18 protein-coding genes and 1 tRNA gene are annotated in these 25,480 nt (G+C 43.2%); 8 read left to right on the top strand and 11 right to left on the bottom strand.

All coding sequences use genetic code 11. From position 1 onward, the window contains the following. Window positions 1–26: 26 nt before the first annotated feature. Both ACYQ0C_RS16820 and gpmA read right to left on the bottom strand, forming a co-directional pair. A complete protein-coding gene (locus ACYQ0C_RS16820) occupies window positions 27–1,079 on the bottom strand; it encodes a class I fructose-bisphosphate aldolase (RefSeq protein ID WP_016278089.1) in 1,053 nt (350 codons plus the stop codon). Between the two features lie 75 nt (window positions 1,080–1,154). Then, window positions 1,155–1,916: a 2,3-diphosphoglycerate-dependent phosphoglycerate mutase gene (gpmA, locus tag ACYQ0C_RS16815; protein ID WP_016278088.1), complete on the bottom strand. Its 762-nt coding sequence runs from the start codon at window positions 1,914–1,916 to the stop codon at window positions 1,155–1,157. Between the two features lie 163 nt (window positions 1,917–2,079). Here gpmA and ACYQ0C_RS16810 point away from each other — a divergent pair, with 163 nt between their 5' ends. Then, entirely contained in the window at window positions 2,080–2,865 is a 786-nt protein-coding gene (locus ACYQ0C_RS16810) for an ADP-ribosylglycohydrolase family protein (protein WP_025076786.1), read from the top strand. Here the strand turns inward: ACYQ0C_RS16810 and dinB are convergent. Next, window positions 2,849–3,940, bottom strand: coding sequence for a DNA polymerase IV (dinB, locus tag ACYQ0C_RS16805; RefSeq protein ID WP_032941473.1), 1,092 nt, complete (start codon window positions 3,938–3,940; stop codon window positions 2,849–2,851). The two genes, ACYQ0C_RS16810 and dinB, sit on opposite strands and share 17 nt — an antisense overlap. 107 nt (window positions 3,941–4,047) lie before the next feature. Here dinB and ACYQ0C_RS16800 point away from each other — a divergent pair, with 107 nt between their 5' ends. Beyond that, window positions 4,048–6,231 (top strand): cation:proton antiporter, encoded by a 2,184-nt coding sequence (locus tag ACYQ0C_RS16800; protein WP_016278085.1) that lies wholly within the window; start codon window positions 4,048–4,050, stop codon window positions 6,229–6,231. 93 nt (window positions 6,232–6,324) lie between these two features. Here ACYQ0C_RS16800 and ACYQ0C_RS16795 read toward each other — a convergent pair. From ACYQ0C_RS16795 to aroB, 3 genes are all read right to left on the bottom strand, one after another. Then, window positions 6,325–6,399 (bottom strand) — tRNA-Pro (locus ACYQ0C_RS16795). A gap of 1,632 nt (window positions 6,400–8,031) precedes the next feature. Beyond that, the gene (locus ACYQ0C_RS16790) at window positions 8,032–8,892 is read right to left on the bottom strand and encodes an AraC family transcriptional regulator (RefSeq protein ID WP_016278083.1); all 861 of its coding nucleotides are present in this window, start codon (window positions 8,890–8,892) and stop codon (window positions 8,032–8,034) included. A 271-nt stretch (window positions 8,893–9,163) separates the two neighbouring features. Beyond that, window positions 9,164–10,225, bottom strand: a complete 1,062-nt coding sequence (aroB, locus tag ACYQ0C_RS16785) for a 3-dehydroquinate synthase (RefSeq protein WP_016278082.1) — start codon at window positions 10,223–10,225, stop codon at window positions 9,164–9,166. A gap of 97 nt (window positions 10,226–10,322) precedes the next feature. Between aroB and ACYQ0C_RS16780 the strand changes: the two genes are divergently transcribed. The 3 genes from ACYQ0C_RS16780 (at window position 10,323) to cls (ending at window position 15,236) form a co-directional block, all read left to right on the top strand. After that, window positions 10,323–10,727 carry a hypothetical protein gene (locus tag ACYQ0C_RS16780; RefSeq protein WP_025018606.1) on the top strand — a complete coding sequence of 135 codons (405 nt, stop codon included), beginning with the start codon at window positions 10,323–10,325 and terminating at the stop codon, window positions 10,725–10,727. An 81-nt stretch (window positions 10,728–10,808) separates the two neighbouring features. Then, complete coding sequence (locus ACYQ0C_RS16775) at window positions 10,809–13,706, top strand: TonB-dependent receptor (protein ID WP_016278080.1); 2,898 nt, start codon at window positions 10,809–10,811, stop codon at window positions 13,704–13,706. A 93-nt stretch (window positions 13,707–13,799) separates the two neighbouring features. Continuing rightward, window positions 13,800–15,236, top strand: coding sequence for a cardiolipin synthase (cls, locus tag ACYQ0C_RS16770; RefSeq protein WP_016278079.1), 1,437 nt, complete (start codon window positions 13,800–13,802; stop codon window positions 15,234–15,236). Here the strand turns inward: cls and ACYQ0C_RS16765 are convergent. From ACYQ0C_RS16765 to ACYQ0C_RS16755, 3 genes are read right to left on the bottom strand one after another with little or no spacing between them, the layout of a single operon-like run. Beyond that, window positions 15,205–15,765, bottom strand: a complete 561-nt coding sequence (locus ACYQ0C_RS16765) for an RsmD family RNA methyltransferase (RefSeq protein ID WP_016278078.1) — start codon at window positions 15,763–15,765, stop codon at window positions 15,205–15,207. The two genes, cls and ACYQ0C_RS16765, sit on opposite strands and share 32 nt — an antisense overlap. Further along, window positions 15,756–16,574, bottom strand: coding sequence for a DUF3822 family protein (locus ACYQ0C_RS16760; RefSeq protein ID WP_016278077.1), 819 nt, complete (start codon window positions 16,572–16,574; stop codon window positions 15,756–15,758). Before ACYQ0C_RS16760 ends, ACYQ0C_RS16765 begins: the two co-directional genes overlap by 10 nt. A 2-nt stretch (window positions 16,575–16,576) precedes the next feature. Continuing rightward, window positions 16,577–17,263, bottom strand: a complete 687-nt coding sequence (locus ACYQ0C_RS16755) for a hypothetical protein (protein ID WP_016278076.1) — start codon at window positions 17,261–17,263, stop codon at window positions 16,577–16,579. Between the two features lie 97 nt (window positions 17,264–17,360). On the opposite strand from ACYQ0C_RS16755, the gene ACYQ0C_RS16750 reads away from it, so the two are divergent. Then, window positions 17,361–18,794: an ATP-dependent DNA helicase gene (locus ACYQ0C_RS16750; protein WP_016278075.1), complete on the top strand. Its 1,434-nt coding sequence runs from the start codon at window positions 17,361–17,363 to the stop codon at window positions 18,792–18,794. Window positions 18,795–19,003: 209 nt separating this feature from the next. Here the strand turns inward: ACYQ0C_RS16750 and alaS are convergent, their stop codons facing one another. Further along, window positions 19,004–21,622 carry an alanine--tRNA ligase gene (alaS, locus tag ACYQ0C_RS16745; RefSeq protein ID WP_025076788.1) on the bottom strand — a complete coding sequence of 873 codons (2,619 nt, stop codon included), beginning with the start codon at window positions 21,620–21,622 and terminating at the stop codon, window positions 19,004–19,006. 137 nt (window positions 21,623–21,759) lie between these two features. On the opposite strand from alaS, the gene ACYQ0C_RS16740 reads away from it, so the two are divergent. Then, the gene (locus ACYQ0C_RS16740) at window positions 21,760–22,728 is read left to right on the top strand and encodes a M23 family metallopeptidase (protein ID WP_016278073.1); all 969 of its coding nucleotides are present in this window, start codon (window positions 21,760–21,762) and stop codon (window positions 22,726–22,728) included. A gap of 34 nt (window positions 22,729–22,762) precedes the next feature. Further along, window positions 22,763–23,110 carry a MerR family transcriptional regulator gene (locus ACYQ0C_RS16735; protein ID WP_016278072.1) on the top strand — a complete coding sequence of 116 codons (348 nt, stop codon included), beginning with the start codon at window positions 22,763–22,765 and terminating at the stop codon, window positions 23,108–23,110. A gap of 97 nt (window positions 23,111–23,207) precedes the next feature. Here the strand turns inward: ACYQ0C_RS16735 and ACYQ0C_RS16730 are convergent, their stop codons facing one another. Then, on the bottom strand, window positions 23,208–25,478 hold the full coding sequence (locus ACYQ0C_RS16730) for a RelA/SpoT family protein (protein ID WP_016278071.1): 2,271 nt from the start codon (window positions 25,476–25,478) through the stop codon (window positions 23,208–23,210). Window positions 25,479–25,480: the final 2 nt, after the last annotated feature.

The raw sequence follows: 25,480 nt of genomic DNA, 5'->3' as shown, positions 1-25,480 counted from the left end.
TTCCCGGCCCGAACATATAGTGAAAGTTAAGCTATGGTGATGTCTGGATCCAAATAAACGTCTTGAATGGTATTTAACAATTCAATACCGTCTTTCATTGGTTTTTGAAAGGCTTTACGTCCGCTTATGAGGCCCATACCTCCGGCGCGTTTGTTGACGATTGCTGTTATGACCGCATCTTTCAGGTCGGAGCTGCCATGAGATTCTCCTCCTGAGTTGATTAATCCTACACGTCCCATGTATCCATTGGCTACTTGATAACGGCAGAGGTCGATAGGGTGTTCTGAAGTCAGTCCGGTATAAACTTTTTCATTTGTTTTTCCAAATTTGATAGCTGTGAAACCACCATTGTTAACCGGCAGCTTCTGTTTTACAATATCCGCTTTGATCGTAACTCCCAGGTGATTGGCCTGTCCGGTCAGATCGGCTGCTGCATGATAATCTACACCATCTTTTTTAAAAGCGTTGTTACGTAAGTAACACCATAGAATAGTAGCCATGCCCAGTTCGTGGGCATATTCAAAAGCTTCCGCTATTTCAACCAGCTGTCTGCGGCTTTGTTCGGAACCGAAATAGATGGTGGCGCCTACTGCTACCGCTCCCATATTCCAGGCTTCTTTTACAGTGCCAAACAGAACTTGGTCGTAGGAATTGGGATAAGTCAGTAATTCATTGTGATTCAGTTTGACAATGAAGGGAATCTTGTGGGCGTATTTGCGGGCTACGGCACCCAATACTCCGAAAGTGGAGGCAACACCGTTGCAGCCTCCTTCAATAGCGAGTTTCACGATATTTTCCGGATCAAAGTAAAGTGGGTTGGGAGCGAATGAGGCTCCAGCCGTATGTTCTATCCCTTGATCTACCGGAAGAATGGATACATATCCTGTATTTGCGAGTCGTCCGTGTCCCAACAGGGTTTGAATACTGGCCAATGTACGGATATTACGGTCTGATGATATCCAAATATCATCAATGGTGTTTGGAGAAGGGAGATGGATTAATGCTTTATCTATAGTCTTGCAGGTGTGCTCCAGGTAAAATGCTGCTTGGTCACCCAATAAATTTGTTATTTTATTCATACTGTTTTTTCTTTAATTTATTCATACTGTTTTATCATCTGTCCTGCGATGGAGATTCGGGGAAGTGCAGAAGGGTTATTTCTCTCCACCGGGTTCGGTCTTTCCTTGATTGGCTACTGCCTCCATCTGTTTTTTTATTTCTTCCGGGTCTCCCAAAAAGTAATCTTTCTTTAAATTCAGGTTGTCATCAAACTCGAATACATACGGAACGGCGGTGGGCAGGTTAAGACCTACGATTTCATCTTCCGGTATGTGTCTCAAATATTTGATGATTCCTCTGAGGCTGTTCCCGTGAGCTACTACCAATAGTTCATTTGCTGTGGTCAGATTGGGAAAAATGATGCATTTCCAATAAGGCAATATACGATCTATTGTTTCTTTCAGAGATTCAGTGCGCGGAAGATCTTTGTCGGGAACTTCTTTATAACGGGCGTCTGTTGTCGGATTGCGCGGATCGTCCTCAGGCAGAGCATCGGGTGCCACGTTAAAGCTGCGACGCCATATCAGAACTTGTTCTTCTCCATATTTAGAAGCTGTCTCGCTTTTGTTTAATCCTTGCAAGGCACCATAATGTTTCTCGTTTAGGCGCCAGCTTTTCTCTACAGGTATCCAGTCCTGATCCATTTTATCCAGCACACAGTTTAATGTTTTGACCGCGCGTTTTAAAAAAGAAGTGTAAGCCTTGTCAAAATGAAATCCTTTTTCTTTCAAGAGCTTGCCTGCTTGATTGGCATCGGCGATGCCTTTTTCGGTTAAATCCACATCTGTCCATCCTGTAAAACGGTTTTCCTTGTTCCAGGTACTTTCTCCATGGCGGAGTAATACGATTCTTTTCATTTGTTCTCCTTTCTTTATTGCCCGGTAATACATTTTCTGCTGGCTGCAAAATTAGTTGTAGCATACATACTTATCAATACCCATTAATTATGAATTTAACAACGGAAGACGAGAATTTGTTTCTCTTTTTATTATTTTTGTGCTCTGTAATTAAACACATGTCATGGAAAAAATTAAAAATGGACTAATGGGATTTATACTGGGAGATTGGTTGGGAATGCCTTACAGGGGAAAAGGGAAGGGAACTTTTAAACCTGTATGGAAAAAATCTTATCTTCGGGGAGATAAATGTTCGGGGAATACCTCAATGTTGTTATGTGCGTTGGACAGTCATTATAATTTGGAACTTTATCGGCAGAATTTAAAAGATTGGTATTTCAATAAAAAATATACGGGGGAAAACATAGAGTTTGATATTGATCAGGTGACTCAGAAAGCAATTATGAAGAATTTCAGGGGGGTGTCTTCGGATTCTAATAGTGGAAACCGTAGTTTGATGGGGTGTTGCGTTTTGGCTTTTTCATCGTTGTCCAAGGAGGAGATTCTTCCTTTTATCAAGGCCACTCATAACAGCCGTTATAGTTTTAAATACACTTGGTTCTTTATCGAGTTTATTCGTTGCCTGTTGAAATATGAAGATAAGGAACAGGCACTACAGCAGGCCCAGCAGAGATGTGATGTGGAGATTAACAGGCAAAATCTTTACAATGGAAGTTTTGTTGTAGATACGGTGGAATCTGTGATCAATTGGTTTATGGCAGGAAATAGTTATAAGGAATGTGTATTTTTGGCTATAAACGCGGGCAAATCAAGTGATGCGGTAGGGGCGCTGACCGGTTTGCTGGCCGGAATATATTATGGACTGGATTTAAAGAATGGAGTAAAAGGGTTTAGTACAATGGAACCTTATATTGATTCATTTATCCAGTATCTTAATCCCACTCTTTAAAATCCAATGATAGCTGTTCCCATTGTTTCTTTATTTCTCCTCTTTCTTCTTTAGGATTGGAAACGGATAGTCCGATGAGGCGGATGGGGTGGTTTTCATAATCAATTTCCTCCAATAGTTTTTTGGCTAGCGGAAGAATTTTATCCATACTTGTCAGTTCGCTGTTTTGAGTGATGCTTCGGGTTATTTGGTTAAAGTTGTGAAATTTTATTTTTAAGGTAAGCGTGTTGCCGCTGAAATGGGTACGTTTCAGCCTTTCTAATAATTCGGTGACTACATGATAGAGCTCGATGATGGCGGAAGAACGAAGAGAAATGTCTTTTTCCAAGGTGTGTTCGCATCCTACGGACTTACGGACTCTTACAGGTTCTACAGGACGGAGATCTATGCCTCGTGCGAAATCATAATACAGACAGCCTGCTTTGCCAAACTGCCGGGTGAGCATCTCTAAAGTGCAGGTCTGTAATTGGGCACCATTATAAATTCCTAATGTGTGCATTTTTTTGGCTGTCACTGGGCCTACTCCCCAAAAAGATTCGATGGGAAGGCGGGCGATGAAGTCTAGTGCCTGATCGGGATGTATGGTACACAATCCGTCGGGCTTGCGGTAATCCGATGCGATCTTGGCCAGGAACTTGTTATAAGAAATTCCGGCTGAAGCTATCAATCCCAATTCTTTACGAATACGTTTCTTTATTTCTTTGGCAATATCTATGGCAAGTGAGATGCCTGCTTTGTTTTCGGTTACATCCAGAAAGGCTTCATCCAGTGACAGAGGCTCTATGACATCTGTATAAGTATGAAATATATTGTGTATCTGCTGTGATGCAGCCTTGTAAACATCCATCCGGCCCGGGACAAAAATCAGTTCCGGACAAAGTCTTTTGGCTTTTTGTGATGACATGGCGGAATGTACTCCGTAACGGCGTGCTTCATAGCTGGCGGCAGCTACTACACCTCGTTCTTCGGCGTGGCCCACTGCAAGCGGTTTTCCACGCAATTCGGGGTTGTCACGCTGTTCCACCGATGCGTAGAATGCATCCATATCGATATGTATTATCTTACGTTCGGGCATCTTCATGAAAATTGTAGAGCAAAGGTATAAAAAAGGCTTTGGGTTGGTGAACTCTTTAACAGCTTTTTTTGTTCTATTTTCATTCATATCATTTCTATAGGACGAATATGGGAAAGGCACGTAAGAACTACTCTATTTACCTGATGATGCTATTGATATTCGGAGGGCTGATTTATGCCGCTATAATGGGCGGTGAGCGTTTTCTGCATTTGTCACCTGTACAGTCGGTGGCAGCAGATGATGACGCTTTTGCTATGTTTAAAACTATATTACTTGATAATCTGACTCATCCTTTTTCCATCTTGCTCATTCAGATTATAGTCGTATTGATTGCGGTTCGTATTTTTGCTTCCGTGTTCCGTTATATAGGGCAACCGGGAGTGATAGGTGAGATCGTGGCGGGAATTGTTCTGGGACCTTCTGTGTTGGGAGCTCTTTATCCTGAGTTTTTCGGTTTTCTATTCCAACCGGATTCTTTGACCAATCTGGAGCTCATCAGTCAGTTAGGTCTGGTGCTGTTTATGTTTGTTATTGGAATGGAGGTTGATTTTGGTGTGCTGAAAAATAAGATCAACGAAACGTTGGTTATCAGTCATGCCGGAATCTTGGTGCCTTTCTTTTTAGGAATGTTGGCTTCTTACTGGGTGTACGAGGAATATGCTTCCCGGCAAACAGCTTTTCTTTCCTTTGCTTTATTTATCGGCATATCTATGAGTATTACTGCTTTCCCTGTTTTGGCGCGTATTATTCAAGAACGTAATATGACACGGAAACCTGTGGGAATTCTTACAATAGCTTCTGCGGCCAATGATGATGTGACGGCTTGGTGCCTGTTGGCGGTTGTCATTGCCATTACAAAGGCGGGAACTTTTGGAGGTGCTTTGTACACTGTTTTCCTTACATTTGTCTATATCGCTGTGATGTTTGTGGTTGTCCGTCCGTTTTTAAAGAAGATCGGTATGCTTTATACCAATAAGGAAGTTATCAACAAGACTTTTGTCAGTTTTATATTTTTGGTCTTGGTCTTATCGGCGGCTGTTACGGAAATTTTGGGTATTCATGCTTTGTTTGGCGCTTTTATGGCGGGGGTGGTCATGCCTTCTAATTTTGGTTTCCGTAAGGTAATGATGGAGAAGGTTGAGGATATAGCATTGGTTTTTTTCCTGCCGTTGTTTTTCGCCTTTACGGGATTACGCACACAGATAGGATTGATAAATACACCAGAGTTATGGTGTGTATGTCTGCTATTAGTTACTGTGGCTGTTGTCGGAAAATTTGGTGGGTGTGCTGTAGCTTCCCGTCTGGTGGGTGAATCTTGGAAAGATAGTTTCACCATAGGTACTTTGATGAACACCCGCGGATTGATGGAATTGGTGGCATTGAATATAGGTTATGAGTTGGGGGTGCTTCCTCCGTCTATCTTTGTTATTCTGATCATCATGGCTTTGGTTACGACGTTTATGACGACACCTTTGTTGAATTTGGTGGAATGGGGCTTTGCGGCAAGAGAGCAAAAAAAGGTTTTGCAACGGAAACTGCTTTTGTTCTTTGGACGTCCCGAAACAGGTAGTATGTTGTTGTCGGTATATAAGTTGCTTTTTGGAAAACAACTTTCTTATCATCAGGTAATTGCAGCTCATTATACAACGGGTACCGATGCGAACCCTACCAGTGTTGAACAATTTTTTGAAGAAAGTTTTATTCCTGTTGAAAAACAGGCGGAGCACTTGGATATACATATAGAAAAGCGGTATAGGGTTACTGATAATCTGGTATCTGATATGATTTCCACTGTAGAGGCGGAGTCACCGGATATTTTGTTGTTGGGAGCGGGCCCTCGTTTCATGACTGACGGTGAAAAGTCGATGACTTCTTTTTTTGGTTTGTTTCGTAAAAAGGTGGACGATGTGTTAGAACATGCTTCTTGTCCTGTCGCTATCTTTGTAAATCGTGACTATCATGATGGAGATGAACTGGCTGTATTGATAAATGGGAGTATGGATCGTTTCCTTTTCGCTCATGTGCGCCATTTATTGGAAAATGGAGATCGTTTTATTCGTTTATATTATTTCAGCGGTGGAAGTGAAGAATATATGGGACAAATACATAAGATCAATAAGCAGTATGCAAATAGGGTGCATCTGTATCCGTTGGTCGAGATGGAGGATTTGGCCTTGTCGACCATCCATGGGTTGCTTATTTTAAGCTATGATACTTGTGTGGGGATTGCCGCCAATGAAAAAGTCTTTAAAGCACTCCCTTCTTTATTGGTTATGAAGGATGCATCTTAAAAGATTGACTTTTTTAACATACCCATAGGATTTTCGGACTGACCCGAAAAAAAAGCATCGACAATCTTCCGATTATCAATGCTTTACGGTTAGTCGGGGTGACTAGATTCGAACTAGCGACCACACGCCCCCCAGACGCGTACTCTAACCGGGCTGAGCTACACCCCGTTGTTTTTGCTTAACGGGTGCAAAGGTACGTATTTATGGGTGATTTGCAAATTTTTCAAGCACTTTTTTGCTTAAAAAATTGTTTTTTTTATTGGCGTTGTTTGTAAATGCTTGTGTGTCAGTTATATGATAGATAGTTGCAATGGTATTGGATTTCCTTTATTTGCATTAAGTTTTTTCTAATGTCTTAGGAATATGTTAGGGAAGTGGAAGCTTTTTGCATTAGTGGTGTCTGTTGCTCTTTTAAATATTTTTTTTACGAATCATTTATAGAACGTTTGTACTGTGCCCTTTTTATTTTTGCACTTAATTGTTAATTAGTTGGATATGAGATATGACAACATTCAAATTATTGCTTCATTCGGTAAATAAAAGAAAGGATGGAAGTTATAAAAGAGGTTATGAAAGATGTAGAGAAGTTGATGCTTGATGAAGACGGTTTTATTCCTGTAATAAAAAAATAACACGGCTATTGAAAGCATGTATCGGGATCTTGACTTCAACCTCCTGCAGGACAGCATAAAAACGTAAGGCTGAACGGTTGGCCGGAAACCTGGACATAATTCTTTGAAAGAAATATATGCCAGGATATGAAAGACAAAACGATATTTCATACTTCCGCAAGTGACAGTGACGTATGGATGTAATTAATAGAAAGTTGGACGCGAAAATGCCCTCATGCCCTCACTTTTACTCTAACTTGTTTATAATGAGATGCTTATTAGTGGTGGTAGCATCAGTATCAGTGAGGGCATTGCTCTCACTAATGAATGCTTAAAAATAAATTATTTTAACTTTGTAATATGATGCAAAGTACCTTTGTTGCTGGCTTTTGGGGAAATATTCAGTCTATGAAGAATACATTCGAATCAATTCATCTTATTGATTGGCAGCCTGTCACGTGTATATCTTTGCAGGTGATTGAAAATCTTTATGGGCGATCATCCATTTTCCCCTCTTCTCTGTAGTGGCAGAATAAAAGTGACATTTAAATAACTGTTCCAAAGGCGAAATTTGCTCAAATCCAGTGTTGTTTTGCCGCAATACCTCCTCTTTTTCATCATTTAACTCCTAACGTTTGTTCTTATAAAGCAGTTGCATGGCTTCTGCATCGGGTTGGTGGTAGTCTATGTGTGCATATTTCCCTGTCTCTTAGTTGTTTTCTCTCTTTTCTTTTCCTACTTTTATATGTTTGTAATTGCTTGTCCACCCCTGTGGCTAAGTCTAATCACCTTGGTGGCTAACTTTAACCACCAAGGTGACTAGACTTAACCACGTCCGTGGTTAACGGATATTGAACTTTCAATCATCAAAGAAGAACAGTATGACACAAACTACGGCCGCTGCTATTTATGTCGCTTTTGTGAGGAAGAAAAGCTGAAAAACAGGGAACTTCCCCAAACAACCGATTTATATGCTTGTAAATGTGTATGATATTATGAATGAGTGATTTAAGTGAAAATATGAGGGTAAGGAGTGAGGGCATGAGGGTATAAGTGAGTGCAGCTTATTATTGTATTTAAGAATAAGCCGGGTAACCTTGGCGACCCAATAAAAGTAATATACTGCACTGGCATGGGTAGGGGAATTGTACGCCCAATTCAAAGCTTAAATGAAAAGCCGTTGATAAAACTAGTAAGTTGATTCCCTATATTCGGAGGGAGACATATTGGTATGTCTCTTAAAAAATCGACCTAAAGCGGATTGGTTCAGGAACTTAGTCCTGATTGTTATTTCTTGAATATTAAGGGAACTGTTTTTCAACAATTCTTTTATTTCCAGTAATGAATAATCTATAATCCAGTCTTTAGGAGACTTCCCGCTGGTTTCCTTAACTACTTCAGACAGATATTTGGAAGAGACATGAAGTTTGTCGGCATAAAAGATAACCTCTTTATGTTCTCTGTAGTTATCCATCATTAGCGTATAGAATCTATGCGTTAAATCTTCTTTGCGTGATGTACTTGTATTATTTCTATGATTGATATAATTTTCAAAATCGTTATATAAATCTAGAAATATAATTCTTAACAGAGCTATAATTGCTTCTCTGGAAAAACTCTTGGGAAGTTTGCTCCGGCTCTTCAGTAACGCATAATAGTTCATGAAATACTGCATTTCTTGTTCCGGCAGCGGATAAAGGAAATGAGACTTCATGTAAGAGAAAAATTGGGGAGAAAAACTTCTGATAGTTTTTATCACATCATAGAAAAATGTGTTTGAAAGTATAAAATAGTTTGTTTTAAAATCAGGGCTTGTCTCTATGACTGAGACTAACAGTCCCGGCATAAAGACAAAAACATCATGTGGATGTATAATATATTCTTGAGAATCCATTCTTATTTTGGCATTTCCTTGTACACAGATTCCAATCGTACATATAGAGGTATAGGAAGGGCAATCTGTAATGGGCAATGTGGATGCGTCAGATTGCATGCAAAATTCATTCTCTAATATATCTTCTCTATTTTTTTCAAATTCCTTATCTAACATTTATACCAACCAATTATAGTGCAAAAATAGGATTTCTAAAGCATTGAAAAATTGATCAATGGAACTTAGGAACAATTTTACAGAAAAAAGGTGCTTGGTATTTGTCTTTTTTAAGCAATAGAGCTGGTTTTTAACTAATAGATAATAAATGCTCTAATGGCTTGATTGTTAAAAACTTATTCGGCTATAATTGGAATAAATAAAAGATGTTTTATAATATCGGACAGTTGGAAAGTTCATACACCCTTTCCTTCTGTCCGAAAGTGAGGGGTCAGCAGCCCATGGATTCACGGTAAAAATCCAGCATTTCAAAGATTTCGTCTTTACTTGCCGATTGATTGATTTGTATATTTCCTATTTCGGCCAATAGAGTGAAATTGATAATGCCTGCTGAATTCTTCTTGTCATGTTTCATGAATTCATAGAGGCGTTCGTATTGTTTGCAATCAAACGGCATCACTCCGTAATGTTCTTTGATGAACAGGATGGTCTGACGGAGCTTGTCCTTGGGGAAACCTGTCTTGAGATGGGAGAAATAAAGTTCACAGACTATACCCCATGCCACTGCGTAACCATGTAATACCGGGTGATGTGTCTCCAGTGCCAGGCTTTCAAAAGCATGTCCTACGGTATGCCCCAAATTTAAAGCTTTGCGGATTCCTTTTTCAAAAGGATCTTGTTCTACTATATTTTCTTTAATCTGTACTGATTTCCCGACTAAAGTCTGTAAGGCCTTGTAGTCTATATTGTTGAAGTCAAATCTCAACAATTCCGCCCAATGTTCATGGGTGCTGATAAGACCATGTTTCAACATTTCGGCGTATCCGGACAAGAGGTTACGGAGATCCAATGATTTTAGAAAATCGGCGTCAATCAATACGCTTTCGGCAGGGGAGAAGACTCCGATTTCATTCTTTAATCCGTTGAAATTGATTCCGGTCTTGCCTCCTACGGATGCATCAACCATGGCCAGCAAGGTGGTAGGGATGTTGATATATTGAATCCCCCGTTTGAAAGTTGATGCGGCGAATCCCCCCAAGTCTGTAACCATACCTCCACCTAAATTAATAAGCAGCGAATGACGGCTTGCGCCTTTATCTCCCAGTTCTTTCCATACATACGCCAGTGTTTCCAGATTTTTATGCACATCTTCGGCTCCTATGCAAATAAAATGGGCATCTTTGATGCAGTCAGATCCTGATAAGACAGGAATGCAAAGTTCACGTGTATGTTCATCAACCAAGACAAATAGTTTGTCATGCGGGCATTGGGCTATTGCCTTATTGAGGTTTTCGTCTAAGTCATGGCAGATGATAACTTCTTGTTTACTCATATTTTCTATTATTTGCCTGCAAATTTAGGTAAAAAAGCAAAAAGATGGCCGTTCATTGCTTACAAATAATTACTTTTGTACGTTAAAATATAAAATAATGAAAGGAATTTTACCAGTTTATTGTAGGACGATGGGATATGTTGTTCTGTTATTGTCCGTTTTCGTACCGTTGCTCATGTTTATGTTTGGCATGATAAATGATAGTAACCTGTTGTTTACGAAAGCTTCTATCAAGTTGCTTATCTGGTTTTCTCTGTTTATGATCTTTTTGGCAAAAGTGAAGGAGGAGAATGAGAAGATTTCCCGGATACGTGTCAAAGCCGTTGGCTATGCTATTTATCTGCTGGGCATTTATTATATTGTAATGCTGGTCAGAGGAGTGTATGATGGAAACTTGGAAGAAGCGGACAACTCCGTCGCTATAGTCTATATGGCTTTTAATGTCATCTGTCTGGAATTTGGTGTGCAAAAAAGCCGGGTTGACCGATTATTTAAGAAATAAATACATTTTTTCCGTTAAACCTTTTGTGGACGAGAGAGTCCAAAGGGCATTAGGCATTAAAATATCAAGGAAAAAGAAAAGATGAAGAAGTTAGTTTTATTATTGTTGCTGGTATGTACTTGTGCAACTCTCTCTTGGGCGCAAAATAGCAAGCGCATAACCGTGACGGGAACTGTGATTGATGGTGATGATAAAAGCCCGGTTGGACAAGCTACCGTACAGTTGCTTTCCCTGCCCGATAGTACAATGGTGGTGGGAAATGTGACCAATAACAACGGAGTATTCTCCATAAACGCCCGTCCGGGAAAATATGTTCTCAAGATTTCATTTGTAGGTTACCTTACTCAGGAAAAGCCTTTGCAGCTGGCTGCCGGTAAACCGAGTGTTAATATTGGAACGGTCACTTTACCTACCGATGCTATCATGTTGGGTGAGGCTGTTGTTGTGGCCGAGGCTCCGCAGGTAACCGTTTCCGAAGATACTATAGGCTATAATGCTTCTGCTTATCGTACTCCGGAAGGTGCGATGCTGGAGGAACTGGTGAAGAAACTTCCGGGAGCGGAAATAGATGAAGACGGGAATGTAAAGGTGAATGGCAAGGAAATCAAGAAAATCATGGTAGATGGAAAAGAGTTTTTTGGCGGTGATGTGAAGACCGGCTTGAAAAATTTGCCGGTAGATATGGTGGAAAAGCTCAAAACATACGATAAGAAATCCGATTTGTCACGTATTACGGGAATCGATGACGGTGAAGAAGAAACAGTACTTGACCTGACTGTAAAGAAAGGTATGAATCAGGGATGGTTTGGAAATGTGGATCTGGGAGCCGGAACGAAAGATCGTTATATGGGAAGGGCCATGATTAACCGGTTTTATGATAAAACTCAATTTTCAATAATCGGCTCAGCTAATAATGTAAACGACCAAGGCTTTTCTGGTGGCGGAGGTGGTCCGCGTTGGAGACGTAACAATGGTTTGAATGCAACTAAAATGCTGGGTGCTAATTTTGCTACCGAAACAGAGAAGCTGGAATTGGGAGGTAGTATGCGTTATAATTATAGAGATGCCGATGAGAGCAGTATTGGGCAGAATGAGAATTTCTTGACAAATGGAAGTTCGTTTCAAAATTCGAATGCACAAAAGCGGAATAAAGCAAAGAGTTTCAATGCCGATTTTCGCTTGGAATGGAAACCGGACAGTATGACAAATATTATTTTCCGTCCGAATATCTCGTGGGGGGATACCGAAAATCGTAGTATGGATGTATCTGGGACTTTCAATAGTGATCCTTATCAAATAGTGACGAACCCCAATGATTATTTGAATTTTGGGAACAATGAAGATAATAGTAGTGAGGAATTGGATAAAATCCGGGTCAATTCTTCCAAAAGCTGGTCGTTAGTTGAGGGAAATTCATTGTCGGGAAATGCATCTTTACAGATAAACCGTAAATTGAACAACAAGGGACGGAATATAACTTTCAGAGGTAGTTTTGGGTTTGGGAATAATGATAATGACCAATACATGAATTCGGAAACCAGATATTATCAAGAAGGACTTTTATTCCGGACAGATTCTATTCGCAGGTATATTACCACTCCTACTGACAACTATAATTATGCAGCACAATTGACTTATAGCGAACCATTGGCGCGTGCTGTGTTTTTGCAATTCAGTTATCAGTTCAAGTATCAATATAATGAGAGTGATAAATCTACTTATAATATGCCTTATGGATGGGTTTACAATAATCCGCTGCCCGTAAATTTTGAAGAAGATAAAGATGAGGAACAAAGTAAATATGCTCAGTATAAATATTTTAACCATGATATGATGGTGTCTTTACGCTTTATTCGTGAAAAGTGGAGTCTGTCTGCCGGTATGTCGTTTCAACCCCAGCATACGGTTCTTTCTTATAAAAAAGGCGATTTTGCTACTGATACAACTCGGAATGTATTCAATTTTGCTCCGAATATGGATTTTCGTTTTCGGTTCTCCAAAGTCAGTCAGTTGCGCCTGACTTATCGGGGACGTAGCAGTCAGCCCAGTATGGAGAATCTGTTGCCTGTCACGGATAATTCTAATCCGTTGAATATCCGTATGGGAAATCCTGGTTTGGATCCTTCCTTTGCTCACAATTTGCGTGTATTCTATAATACTTACAATGCTGAAAAGCAACAAGGTATTATAGCCCATATCAATGGACAATTGACTCAGAATAGTATAAGCAATAGCCGCTCGTATGATGAAATGACCGGTGCTTGGACTGTTATGCCTAAAAACATCAATGGAAACTGGAATGCATTCGGTATGTTTGGTTATAATACGGCATTGAAGAATAAAAAGTATACTATTAATACATTTACAACGCTCCGGTATACTAACAATGTTGGCTATTTGACAGATTCTACCAAGGTGGAAAGAAAAAATACGACTACGGAGTTTAGCGTGAGTGAGCGACTGAACGCTGCTTACCGTAATGATTGGATTGAATTTGGATTAAACGGAAGTTTCTCTTATTCGGTGGAAAGGGATAAATTGCAACGTGTGAATAATCAGGAACCTTATACTTTCTCTTATGGGGCCAATACGACTTTAACAGCTCCTTGGGGAATGAGCTTTTCTACTAACATTGCCAATCAGAGCCGTCGGGGGTATTCGGATGTGGAATTGAATAATAATGAATTGATCTGGAATGCTCAGATAGCTCAATCGCTGTTGAAGGGAGCAGCTACCGTAAGTTTCGAGATGTATGATATACTGGGAAAACAAAGTAATATCACTCGCTCATTGACATCAAGCGGGCGTTCAGTCTATCAATATAATGGGGTGAATAGTTACTGTATGGTACATTTTATTTATCGTCTGAATATTTTCGGAAGTAAAGCCGCCCGTGATAAAATGATGAATAATAGAAGAGGTTTCGGTGGCCCTGGTTTCGGCCCCGGTCCCGGAGGGCACCGTATGCGCCCTTTCTAAATGCAGCCATATCTTGATCTTTTCCCAATCTATATTGTTATAGGTTGGGATTTTTTTTATAAGTTTGCTTATAAGTAAACTACTTGGAATTATATGGTAGAGTGGAGTATCTTTAATGAAATCTTTGCTGTTGCTTTTAACGTGCTTTATTTTGTAATTATCATCGGCACTATTTTTATAGTGATACTTGATAATCGCAATCCGGTTAAAACAATGGCATGGGTGCTTGTGCTCTTTTTTCTGCCCCTTGTGGGGCTTGTATTCTATTTCTTTTTCGGCAGGAGCACACGTAAGGAGAAACTGATCAGCAAGAAAGGATTCACTCGTCTTATCAAACGTCCCATGGCAGAGTATCAAGCACAAAAGGCGTTTAAGTGTCCTGACGAGCAGCACCAGCTGATGCGTTTTTTCCGGAAGGTGAATAATGCGTTGCCCTTTGAAGGGAATGCGGTGGAAGTCTTTACGGATGGTTACTCCATGCTGTATTCATTGATGAAAGAGATCAGTAAGGCAAAGCACCACATCCATTTGCAATTCTATATTTTTGAGGATGATCCGGTAGGCAGGTTGCTGCGCGATTTGTTGATAGATAAAGCACGGCAGGGGGTGGAGGTGCGTCTGCTGTATGACGATGTGGGCTGCTGGAAAGTTCCCCATGCCTTTTTTGATGAAATGCGGGGGGCGGGTATCGAAGCACGCAGTTTCCTGAAGGTCCGTTTCCCTTTATTCACCAGTAAGGTAAATTATCGTAACCATCGTAAAATAGTCGTAATCGACGGTCGTGTGGCCTATACGGGAGGGATGAACATTGCTTTGCGCTATATGAAGGGCTTTCCATGGGGGATATGGCGGGATACTCACATTAAGATAGAGGGAAAGGCGGTATATGGTTTGCAGACTGCTTTTCTGACCGACTGGTATGTGGTAGACCGTACTCTTATAACTTCCTCACGCTATTTCCCCGAAGTCGGAACTTTTGGAAAGGCTCTGATACAGATTGTCACCTCCGATCCCGTGGGCGCATGGCGGGATATCATGCAGGGGCTGCTGATCGCTATCAGCAGTTCCCGGAAATATTTTTATATACAAACCCCTTACCTGCTGCCTACCGAGCCTATTCTGATGGCATTGAAAACGGCGGCCTTGGCCGGTGTGGATGTCCGTATTATGATACCGGCGCGCGCCGATACATGGATTACGCATTTAGGTTCGTTGTCCTATCTGGACGATATCATGCGTGCAGGGGTCAGGATTTACCTTTATCAGAAAGGCTTTTTGCATTCCAAGTTGATGGTCAGTGATGATACTCTTTCCACGGTAGGCTCCACCAATATGGACTTCCGCAGCTTTGAGCATAATTTTGAAGTGAATGCCTTTATGTATGATCCGGCTTCGGCACTGATGCTGAAAGGCATCTTTCTGCAAGATCAGAAGGACGCCATCCTGTTGCTGAGAAAAACATGGATGAAGCGTCCTTGGTATCAAAAAGCACAAGAATCTATTGTCCGTCTGCTGGCACCCTTGCTCTGAAGAACGAGAAGTTCACACTGCCATATACACGGCGTTCGATAAAATGGGGATCATCCTCAAAATGATTCTCTTTTCCATGTTCCAGCACCAGCAGTCCGTCTTCCTTTAAAATTCCGCTTTCGAAAATACGGGCGGGGATGCTTTCCAGATCCTTCAAAGCGTATGGAGGATCGGCGAAGATGAAATCAAACTGCTCGCTGCATTTGTCTATGAATTTAAAGACATCAGCGCGGATCGGAAAACATTTGTCGGTCTTCACCTCGCGCATCACCTGTGCGATGAAAGAAAGATGCTGGGGGTCTTTCTCTACTGAGATAACCCGGTCACAACCGCGTGACACCAGTTCCAGACTGATGCTGCCCGTACCGGCAAAAAGGTCCAAGGCTTTGACTCCGTCCTCGAAGTCAAAGTAATTGTTGCTTAATACATTGAAAAGGTTCTCTTTGGCGAAATCCGTTGTAGGACGTGCCTTGAATGTATGAGGCACGTCGAAACGGCGCCGTTTGTATATGCCGCTGATTACTCGCATAATAATAAAGTTTGCATGTCAAAAGGTATTTCTTCTATTTTACTTATCTCGGAGCGGTTGAATTCCGCTTTGGGGTTGATGACGAATACCTGGCGCAGGTAGTTGCGCAATTCTTTCAGTAATTCTTCCTTATCCTCCAGCTTCCCTGTCAGGTGCATTTCGTCTCTTTCCTGATTATAATTTAACTGGTGCCATATATACAATAGGTAATATACACGGTCGGTGGTTTGTTTGCATGGAAAAGAGTTGATCAGTAATAGGCTGCCCTTGTCAAAGCAAAAAACGTCCATTTGTTGCCCGCGTATATGTGTATATAGTTTCCGGCTGTTGCCCAACCGGCTTTTCCGGGCGAAGTATTCGGTCATCGGACTGGCGGTGGAGAAGAAACGGGCTGCAGGAAAATGTTCGGTCAGTAACAGATGCGCATGTTTGTCCATGGCAAAAAGTATCACCACATTACTTTTTCCCAGAACGTTGCAAAGTACAATCTCGTTGGTCCCTTTAGGAAAATTATGATAGAAAATGGTATCCATTTGTTCGTCTTCGAACAGCTCCAAAGGAACAGGTGTGAAACGAGGTGAGTCATACAGAATGTTAACCCGTTTATACGAGTATTTTAAAGCTTCTGTTTCAGTCAGCATTTCCTTTAGGTTGGCCGTCATGGAGTAGCCGGCGTTTATCGGGTACAGAACAAAGTAGAAATCATTATCTGTCAGAGGGTTATAGATGGAAAAAGAAAATCCATCCGCACTGAGGCGGATGGATAATGTATATTGTTCCGATTTTGTAAAATCGATACGTTCAGTCATTCTTATTCCCAGTTACCTGCGTTGTTGTTAGGCTGTTCGATATCACCCACTCTTAAACCGCAATATTTACCCAGTTTAGTTTGCAGGTCTTTAAGGTTGATCAATTCTTGAGCGTTCAAACCACCCAGATATGTCTCATACGGAGTCTGAGCCTGGAACAAGTGCAGAGGAGCACCTGATTTGGTTGTATCATTGCGGATAGCCATTTCAAACTCTACACCGTTTCCGAAAGGAACATATCTCAAAGAGTCAGCATTGAAACCCGGAGCATAGATGGTGTCTGTTACGGCAACCCATAAGGTATCACGCTTGAAGTTCATCAAACCTTCTTTTTCAACGTCTTTCCAGTTACCTGTTTTTTTGGCTTTGTTGATGATTGCCATAGCTTTCTTTTCAGTCATGCCGGCTTCCAGCTGTGTGTCAGACAAAACTCCTTCTTTCTTTACAAACGGAAGTTTGGCAGTTTTGACGAAATCAATCAAGGTGTCGAAACTTGCAGTGTATTGTCCGTTGTGCAGGTTACGATATTCCAACTGTGCCTTACGGATGTCAATTAAGCGTGCAATAACTTGTTTCTCTCTAGCTTTTTTAGCGTCATCGAAGTTAATCGGTCCCATGATACTGCCGTAGCAAACGTATATCAAACCGATAACGCAAGCAGCCAATACAATATTAATAACTGTTTTCATGATAAATATGTGTTTTTTTTAGTTTATATTCGCATCGCAAAAATAAAACAAATAAATCTAATAACGCACAGTTCAAGGAACTTTTTATTACGCAATTATGATTAATAGTTATTTAGTGCAGCAAATTAAGGGAAATTTTCTATATAAACCAACTTTAGAGCAAGAAAAAGCTGTTAAATTTTTAGCAGATTTTCTCTTTTCCCGCCAATCGGACTCGGTTTTCCTCTTAAAGGGGTATGCCGGAACGGGTAAAACGTCTCTTATCGGGGCGTTGGTGAAGACCTTGGACCAGTTGCAGCAAAAGTGTGTGCTGCTTGCTCCGACGGGCAGGGCGGCCAAAGTTTTTTCGCATTACGCACAGCATCCGGCTTATACGATTCATAAGAAGATTTACCGGCAGCGTAACTTTTCGAATGACCTGGACAACTTTTCTTTGGATGACAATCTGCATCAGCATACTTTGTTTATCGTGGATGAGGCGTCGATGATCGCTAATGACGGATTGGCGGGGTCGGTCTTTGGCACGGGACGCCTGCTGGACGACTTGATTCAATATGTATATGCCGGAGCAGGCTGCCGCCTGATGCTGATAGGGGATACGGCGCAGCTTCCTCCGGTGGGCGAGGAGGAGAGTCCGGCTCTTTCGGCCGATAAGTTGCGTGGGTATGGTATGGAGATCTATGAGGCGCAGCTTACCGAGGTGGTGCGCCAGATGCACGATTCGGGAATTCTTTGGAATGCGACAGAGTTGCGCCGCTACATATCCGAGGAAGACTTTTTCACTTTGCCTTCTGTTCGTGTGGAAGGCTTTCCGGATATCCGGACGGTTTCTGGCAGTGAGCTGATCGAGGTGATTAATGATTGTTACGGTCAGGCGGGTATGGATGAGACGATTGTGGTCTGCCGTTCCAATAAGCGGGCGAATATTTATAATAAAGGAATCAGGAATACCATTTTGTATCGGGAGGATGAGCTGAACAGCGGTGACCTGCTGATGGTGGCGAAGAACAACTATTTCTGGACGGAGGGCTGTAAGGAGATCGATTTTATAGCCAATGGAGATATAGCGGTGGTGCGTCGTGTCCGCCGGGTGCGCGAGGCATACGGCTTTCGTTTTGCCGATGTGGTGCTGGCGTTCCCCGACTATGATGAGATGGAACTGGAGGTGAAGCTCCTGTTGGATACTTTGCACACCGAAACGCCTGCATTGCCCAAGGAACTGAACGACAAACTGTTTTATTCGGTCTTGGAGGATTATGCCGATATAACCGTGAAGCGTGAACGGATGAGGAAAATGAAAGCTGACCCTTATTACAATGCCTTGCAGGTGAAATATGCGTACGCCGTCACTTGTCACAAGGCACAGGGCGGTCAGTGGAGACGGGTCTTTCTGGATCAGGGCTATATGACGGAGGATATGCTGAATCCGGATTATTTCCGCTGGCTGTATACGGCTTTCACCCGTGCTACGGAAGTTCTGTATCTGGTGAACTGGCCGAAGGAGCAGACGGAACAAGCAGACGGGCAGTGAGGCGCTGATGACTGGCTGTCTGCCTGCAGCCGTTTGGCTGACGGCTTTTCTCCCTATGGCTAAGCCTTTTTGAGCGTTTGTGTTCTATCTCCTTTATTCATATAGGAGAAAAGGCTTGATGAGGCAGATGAAAAAACTCCGCCATCGGCTTTCGGACCGGATGGCGGAGTTTTGATATATATACGAGATATGGACGAAATCCGGATGGATTACAGTGCGGCCAGCTCTATCACTTTGTCAACAGCCGCATTCAGGCCATCGGGATTCTTACCGCCTGCCGTAGCGAAGTGGGGTTGACCGCCGCCACCGCCTTGTATCAGTTTGGCCGCCTCGCGGACCAGTTTGCCTGCATTCTGTCCGGCTTTTACCAAGTCTTCGCTGATCATCACGGTCAGCATCGGTTTGTTATTGTCCACACTGCCTATTACAACGAACAGGTTGGCGGGAATCTCACCTTTCAGCTGGAAAGCAATGTCTTTCACAATGTCGGCAGACATCGGGATGATGGCTTTCACTACTTTCACACCATTTATTTCTTTGGCATTCTCTACTAGTCTGGCTTTCAGTGCGGCACCTTTTTCTTTCATGAACTCTTCCACCTGCTTCTTCAATCCGGCATTTTCGTCAATATACTTGCGGATGGCTACTTTCAGGTCGGGAGCGTTGTTGAACAATGCCTTCAGGTCATTCAGGGTATCTTGAACCGTATCCATCAGTTCTTCCACTTTGACACCCGTGATAGCCTCGATACGGCGCACACCGGCAGCAACAGAGCTTTCGCTGATGATGCGGACCATACCGATCTTGCCTGTGGCGGGAACGTGCGTACCTCCGCAGAATTCGATGGAGTTGCCGAACTGGACAACACGCACCTCATCACCATACTTTTCACCGAACAAGGCGATAGCGCCCAGTTCCTTCGCCTTTTCGATAGGAAGATTGCGGTATTCCGTCAAAGGGATGTTCTCGCGTATTTTAGCATTTACCAGATGTTCCACTTCACGAAGTTGCTCGTCGGTCACTTTCTGGAAGTGGGAGAAGTCAAAACGCAAGGACTCGGGAGTCACTAAAGAACCTTTCTGCTCTACATGAGTACCCAGCACTTGGCGCAATGCTTCGTCCAGCAAGTGGGTGCAAGAGTGGTTGGCGGCACAGGCGGCACGTTTTTCCGTATCCACACAAGCCATCATCGGAACATCCAGGTGTTCGGGCAGTTTCTTGGTGATATGGATGGGAAGGTTGTTTTCCTTCTTGGTGTCAATGATTTCAATGGTTTCGAATTCGCTTACGATCACCCCTGTATCGCCTACTTGTCCACCACTTTCGGCATAGAACGGAGTGTCGCTCAGCACGATTTGGTAGAGTGTCTGGTTTTTCTGCTTGATCTGGCGGTAACGCAGGATGCTAGTTTCATATTCGGTAAAGTCATATCCCACGAAGTGGGTGTCACCTTCCTTCAGAATGATCCAGTCGCCGGTCTCGACGGCTGCTGCATTGCGCGCGCGTTCTTTTTGCTTTTGCATTTCGGCGTTGAACTCAGCTTCGTTTACGGTCATGCCATTTTCGCGGAGTATCAGTTCCGTCAGGTCGAGGGGGAAGCCGAAGGTGTCATATAATGTAAAGGCATCCACACCGCTGATTTCTTTTTTTCCGGCAGCTTTGGCGTCGTTCATTGTCTTGTCCAGCAGACGGATCCCTGTCTCCAAGGTGCGCAGGAAGGATTCTTCTTCTTCTTTGATCACTTTCTCGATCAATGTTTTCTGTGCGTTCAGTTCCGGATAGGCTTCGCCCATGTTTTCTATCAGTACAGGCAGCAGCTTGTACATGAATGCTTGTTTCTGTCCCAAGAAAGTATATCCGTAACGGACGGCACGGCGGAGGATACGGCGGATGACATAACCGGCCTTTGCATTGCCGGGCAGCTGGCCGTCGGTGATTGAGAACGCGATGGTACGGATATGGTCGGCGATAACGCGCATGGCGATATCTTTCTGGTTGTCCTGTCCGTAGGTGGTTCCTGCCATTTCTGCGATGGCTTTCAGGATCGGTTGGAACACATCGGTGTCATAGTTGGATGTCTTGCCTTGCAGGGTGCGCACCAGACGCTCGAATCCCATACCGGTATCGATCACTTTGGCGGGAAGGCCTTCCAGTGAACCGTCCGCTTTGCGGTTGAACTGCATGAATACAAGGTTCCAGATTTCGATTACTTGCGGATGATCCTTGTTTACCAGCTGGCTGCCGGGTATTTGAGCCTTTTCCTCCTCCGGACGTGAGTCGATATGGATTTCGGAGCATGGGCCGCAGGGACCTGTGTCGCCCATCTCCCAAAAGTTGTCGTGCTTGTTTCCGTTTAGGATATGGTCTTTTGGCAGGAACTGTTCCCAGTAAGAAGCTGCCTCGTTGTCCCGTTCCAGTCCTTCTTCGGGGCTTCCTTCGAATACGGTGGCATACAGATCTTTCGGGTCAATCTTCAGTACATCTACCAGATATTCCCATGCCCAGCTGATGGCCTCTTTCTTGAAGTAATCTCCGAAAGACCAGTTGCCCAGCATCTCGAACATGGTGTGGTGGTAGGTGTCGTGTCCCACTTCTTCCAGGTCATTGTGCTTGCCGCTTACACGCAAACATTTTTGTGAGTCCGCGACTCTTTTGTATTTGGCCGGGTGGTTGCCCAGGATAATGTCTTTGAACTGGTTCATACCTGCATTGGTGAACATCAATGTGGGGTCATCTTTAATGACCATCGGAGCCGACGGGACAATCTGGTGTCCTTTCGACTCGAAAAAGCTTTTGAAAGAATCTCTAATTTCGTTAGCTGTCATCATGTCGCTTAATATATTGTCTTCTAGTTAATATTCTCAAAAAGGATTTGCAAAGATAATTGGTTTTATTATTTTTGTCGACAAGAATTGTGCAAAATATTGATGTGTTGTGCATTAAAAACTTCAAAAAGCAGAAATAGATGCGTAAAGTCTACTATATTTATAACCCTAAGACCCGTACATACGACCGCATTTACCCCACAGTGAGGCAGCGCGCCTTAAGCATCCTGCGCCGTTTGTTTGTGGGAATGGGCCTGGGGGCAGGCAGTTTCATCCTCTTGTTGTTCATCTTCGGATCTCCTTCCGAGAAAGAACTCCGTATAGAAAATGCCCGTTTGTTGGCTCAATATAATGTACTGTCCCATCGGCTGGACGAGGCGTTGGGCGTCATGCAGGACATCCAGCAGCGTGATGATAACTTGTATCGTGTGGTGTTGCAGGCCGATCCTGTTTCGGATGCTGTCCGCAAGGCAGGTTATGGGGGGACGAACCGTTATGAACAGTTGCGGGATATGGCGAATGCCGATCTGGTCATCAATACCACTCAGAAACTGGATATGCTGAACCGGCAGCTTTATATCCAGTCCAAGTCTTTTGACGAGGTGGTGGATTTGTGCAAGAACCATGACGAGATGTTGAAGTGTATTCCGGCCATCATGCCGGTATCCAATAAGGATTTGAAGAAGACGGCTTCCGGTTACGGTGTCCGTATAGATCCTATTTATAAGACTGCCAAGTTTCATGCGGGAATGGACTTCTCTGCCAATATCGGCACTCCTGTCTATGCCACGGGGGACGGAACGGTGGTGAAAGCGGGCTGGGAGACCGGTTATGGAAACTTGATTCAGGTGAATCATGGTTTCGGGTATGTGACTTGGTATGCGCATTTAAGCAAGTATAAGGTTCGTCCGGGACAAAAGGTGGTGCGTGGGGAAGTGATAGGGGAAGTAGGAAATACGGGCAAGAGTACCGGGCCTCACTTGCACTATGAAGTGCACGTGAAAGGAAAGGTGCAGAATCCCGTGAACTATTATTTCATGGACTTGAGTGCCGAAGATTATGACAGGATGATACAGATTGCTGCCAATCACGGCAAGGTATTTGACTAGTCGCGATTTTTTTATTCTCAATCTTTAATTTAACATGGCTTATAATCCGAATAAAGAACTGAAGCTTTACTATTCCATCGGGGAAGTGGCGAAGATGTTTGATGTAAATGAATCCTTGTTGCGTTATTGGGAAAAGGAGTTCCCTTTTATTTCGCCTAAGAAGGCGGGAGGTAATATCCGTCAGTATCGCAAGGAGGATATTGAGAATATACGGTTGGTGTATCATCTGGTGAAAGAGAAGGGGATGACTTTGCAAGGGGCCAGGCAAAAACTGAAGATGAACAGGGAGACCACTGTCCGTACAACGGAGATTCTGGACAGACTGAAGCTGATACGGGAGGAACTGGTGAGCATGCGCAAGGAACTGGATTATCTGACATAACCACATTCACCACAGATGGCACATTAGCTCTGATTGGAAACAGATAGTGGATTATCTGTAGGGTAATCTGTGTGATCTGTGGTGAAACAGGCATTTGTCAATTCGGTTGATCCTCAAACTTCTCAATACGGGTGACCGTCTTTATTTCGTCTATTTTTCTTAAATTGGTTGTTATAGTCTTCACGTCATCTACATCATGCACGAACAGCTGTATCCTGCCTTCAAAGATACCATCATTGCTCTCAATGCTCAGCTTATGGATATTCACATTCAACTGTTGTGAAATGACCTGAGTCACTTTATTAAGGATACCGATATTGTCAATACCTTTTATGTAAATGTTTACGGGGAAATACAGAGACTTGCCTGTCTCCCATTGCACAGCCAGCAGGCGGTTGCCGTAACTGCTCTTTAGCTTGGTGGCCAGCGGGCATTGGCGTTTATGGATAATGATGCGGTTATTATCGCCTATATATCCCAATACGTCATCTCCCGGGATAGGCTTGCAGCATTCGGCTATCACATAGTTCTTTTGGATTGCTTCGGGGGTCAGTTTCAACACTTTCTTGCTGTCTATCTTTTGCAAGGGTTCTTTCTCTTCCTCCGGTTTCTCCTTGTTTGTCTTGCTGCCTCCGAAGGCGAAAGAGATATACTTTTTCCAGTTGCTGGGAGTCGGTTTGTCTTTCAGCTCGTTTTTGTCGTTTTCTCCAAGAATGATCGTTTTTAATCCGATGGCGGCAAATAATTCTTCTTGTGTCTTGCTAGTATGCAGGTTGCAGATCTTCCGTATATTTTCGGGAGTGTACTCTATTCCTTCCTTGGAGAAGAATTCGCGCAGCATTTCCTCGCCGGCCTGTTGCATCCCTCGCTGTTCGCGTTTTAGTATGGCCAGAATCTTGGCCTTGGCTTTTGCGGTGGTGGCGAAGTTTATCCACGAAGGCTGTACGTGCTGTGATTTGGATGTAAGAATCTCCACTTGGTCGCCGCTTTGCAGTTTATGACTCAAGGGAACCAGCTTGTGGTTGACTTTTGCTCCGATACAATGGCTGCCCAAGAAAGTGTGGATGGAGAATGCGAAATCCAGTGCCGTACAGTTTTGCGGCATTGTTTTGATCTCACCTTTCGGGGTGAAGACAAATATTTCGGAAGCAAACAGGTTCAGTTTGATGGTATCCAGAAAGTCCATGGCATCGGGTTGCGGATCGTCCAGAATTTCCTTGATGGTACGCAACCATTTTTCCAGTTCGCCTTCATCTTCGCTGCCTCCGCCTTCTTTATATTTCCAGTGTGCGGCAAAGCCTTGTTCGGCTACGTCGTTCATCCGCTCGCTGCGTATCTGCACTTCTATCCATTGGCCTTTATTGCTCATCAGGGTTACGTGGAGTGCCTGATAGCCGTTGGCTTTGGGGTGACTTACCCAGTCGCGCAGGCGGTCGGGGTGCGGTTTGTAGATTTTGGATATGGATACGTATATGTTAAAGCACTCATTGAGTTCTTCTTCGGGGTTCTTGGGGCTGAAAATGATGCGGACAGCCAGGATATCGTATATTTCTTCGAATGTGATATGCTTGGTCTGCATCTTGTTCCAGATGGAATAGGGGGATTTTACCCGTGCTATCAGTTGGTAGCTGATACCCATCTTGTCCAGTTGCGCACGGATAGGTGCCGTGAATTCACGGAATACCTCTTCGCGTTCTGCCTGTGTCTCTTGTAACTTGGATTCTATTTGGGTATATTCTTCCGGATGCTCATATTTGAAACTGAGATCTTCCAACTCTGTCTTTATTTTGTTCAGCCCCAGGCGGTTGGCCAGTGGCGCATAGATGTATAAAGTTTCTCCGGCAATTTTGTATTGTTTGTTGGGAAGCATGGAGCCCAGTGTACGCATGTTATGCAGGCGGTCGGCTATTTTGATGAGGATAACCCGGATGTCATCGCTCATGGTCAGTAGCAATTTCTTGAAGTTTTCGGCTTGTGCGGAAGCACGGTCTCCGAATATGCCACCGGATATTTTGGTCAGTCCATCTACAATCTGGGCTATTTTAGGGCCGAACAGGTTCTCGATATCTTCTACGGTGTAGTCTGTATCTTCGACTACATCATGCAACAGGGCCGAACAAATGGATGTCGATCCCAAGCCTATTTCGGTGCATACGATTTTGGCAACGGCTATGGGGTGCATGATGTATGGTTCGCCCGAGCGTCGCTTTACTCCTTTATGTGCTTGTTTGGCAAAATTGAATGCCTTTGTGATGATTTCTACTTTTTTACGGTGCTTGGTCGCCAGATAACTGTCCAAAAGTTCTTGAAACCCTTGGTTTATCATTTCCTCGTCCGCTTGTTCCTGAATCTGCTTTTCATCCGTCATAT

It is taken from the genome of Phocaeicola sartorii JCM 17136 = DSM 21941, assembly GCF_054653615.1.
The sequence above is the reverse complement of the archived record's forward strand: the minus strand, read 5'-3'. Positions and strand labels throughout refer to the sequence as shown.

Coding starts and splice junctions, on each gene's coding strand:
- ACYQ0C_RS16820 (WP_016278089.1), bottom strand. CDS start 1,079: ATGAATAAAATAACAAATTTATTGGGTGACCAAGCAGCATTTTACCTG.
- gpmA (WP_016278088.1), bottom strand. CDS start 1,916: ATGAAAAGAATCGTATTACTCCGCCATGGAGAAAGTACCTGGAACAAG.
- ACYQ0C_RS16810 (WP_025076786.1), top strand. CDS start 2,080: ATGGAAAAAATTAAAAATGGACTAATGGGATTTATACTGGGAGATTGG.
- dinB (WP_032941473.1), bottom strand. CDS start 3,940: ATGCCCGAACGTAAGATAATACATATCGATATGGATGCATTCTACGCA.
- ACYQ0C_RS16800 (WP_016278085.1), top strand. CDS start 4,048: ATGGGAAAGGCACGTAAGAACTACTCTATTTACCTGATGATGCTATTG.
- ACYQ0C_RS16790 (WP_016278083.1), bottom strand. CDS start 8,892: ATGTTAGATAAGGAATTTGAAAAAAATAGAGAAGATATATTAGAGAAT.
- aroB (WP_016278082.1), bottom strand. CDS start 10,225: ATGAGTAAACAAGAAGTTATCATCTGCCATGACTTAGACGAAAACCTC.
- ACYQ0C_RS16780 (WP_025018606.1), top strand. CDS start 10,323: ATGAAAGGAATTTTACCAGTTTATTGTAGGACGATGGGATATGTTGTT.
- ACYQ0C_RS16775 (WP_016278080.1), top strand. CDS start 10,809: ATGAAGAAGTTAGTTTTATTATTGTTGCTGGTATGTACTTGTGCAACT.
- cls (WP_016278079.1), top strand. CDS start 13,800: ATGGTAGAGTGGAGTATCTTTAATGAAATCTTTGCTGTTGCTTTTAAC.
- ACYQ0C_RS16765 (WP_016278078.1), bottom strand. CDS start 15,765: ATGCGAGTAATCAGCGGCATATACAAACGGCGCCGTTTCGACGTGCCT.
- ACYQ0C_RS16760 (WP_016278077.1), bottom strand. CDS start 16,574: ATGACTGAACGTATCGATTTTACAAAATCGGAACAATATACATTATCC.
- ACYQ0C_RS16755 (WP_016278076.1), bottom strand. CDS start 17,263: ATGAAAACAGTTATTAATATTGTATTGGCTGCTTGCGTTATCGGTTTG.
- ACYQ0C_RS16750 (WP_016278075.1), top strand. CDS start 17,361: ATGATTAATAGTTATTTAGTGCAGCAAATTAAGGGAAATTTTCTATAT.
- alaS (WP_025076788.1), bottom strand. CDS start 21,622: ATGATGACAGCTAACGAAATTAGAGATTCTTTCAAAAGCTTTTTCGAG.
- ACYQ0C_RS16740 (WP_016278073.1), top strand. CDS start 21,760: ATGCGTAAAGTCTACTATATTTATAACCCTAAGACCCGTACATACGAC.
- ACYQ0C_RS16735 (WP_016278072.1), top strand. CDS start 22,763: ATGGCTTATAATCCGAATAAAGAACTGAAGCTTTACTATTCCATCGGG.
- ACYQ0C_RS16730 (WP_016278071.1), bottom strand. CDS start 25,478: ATGACGGATGAAAAGCAGATTCAGGAACAAGCGGACGAGGAAATGATA.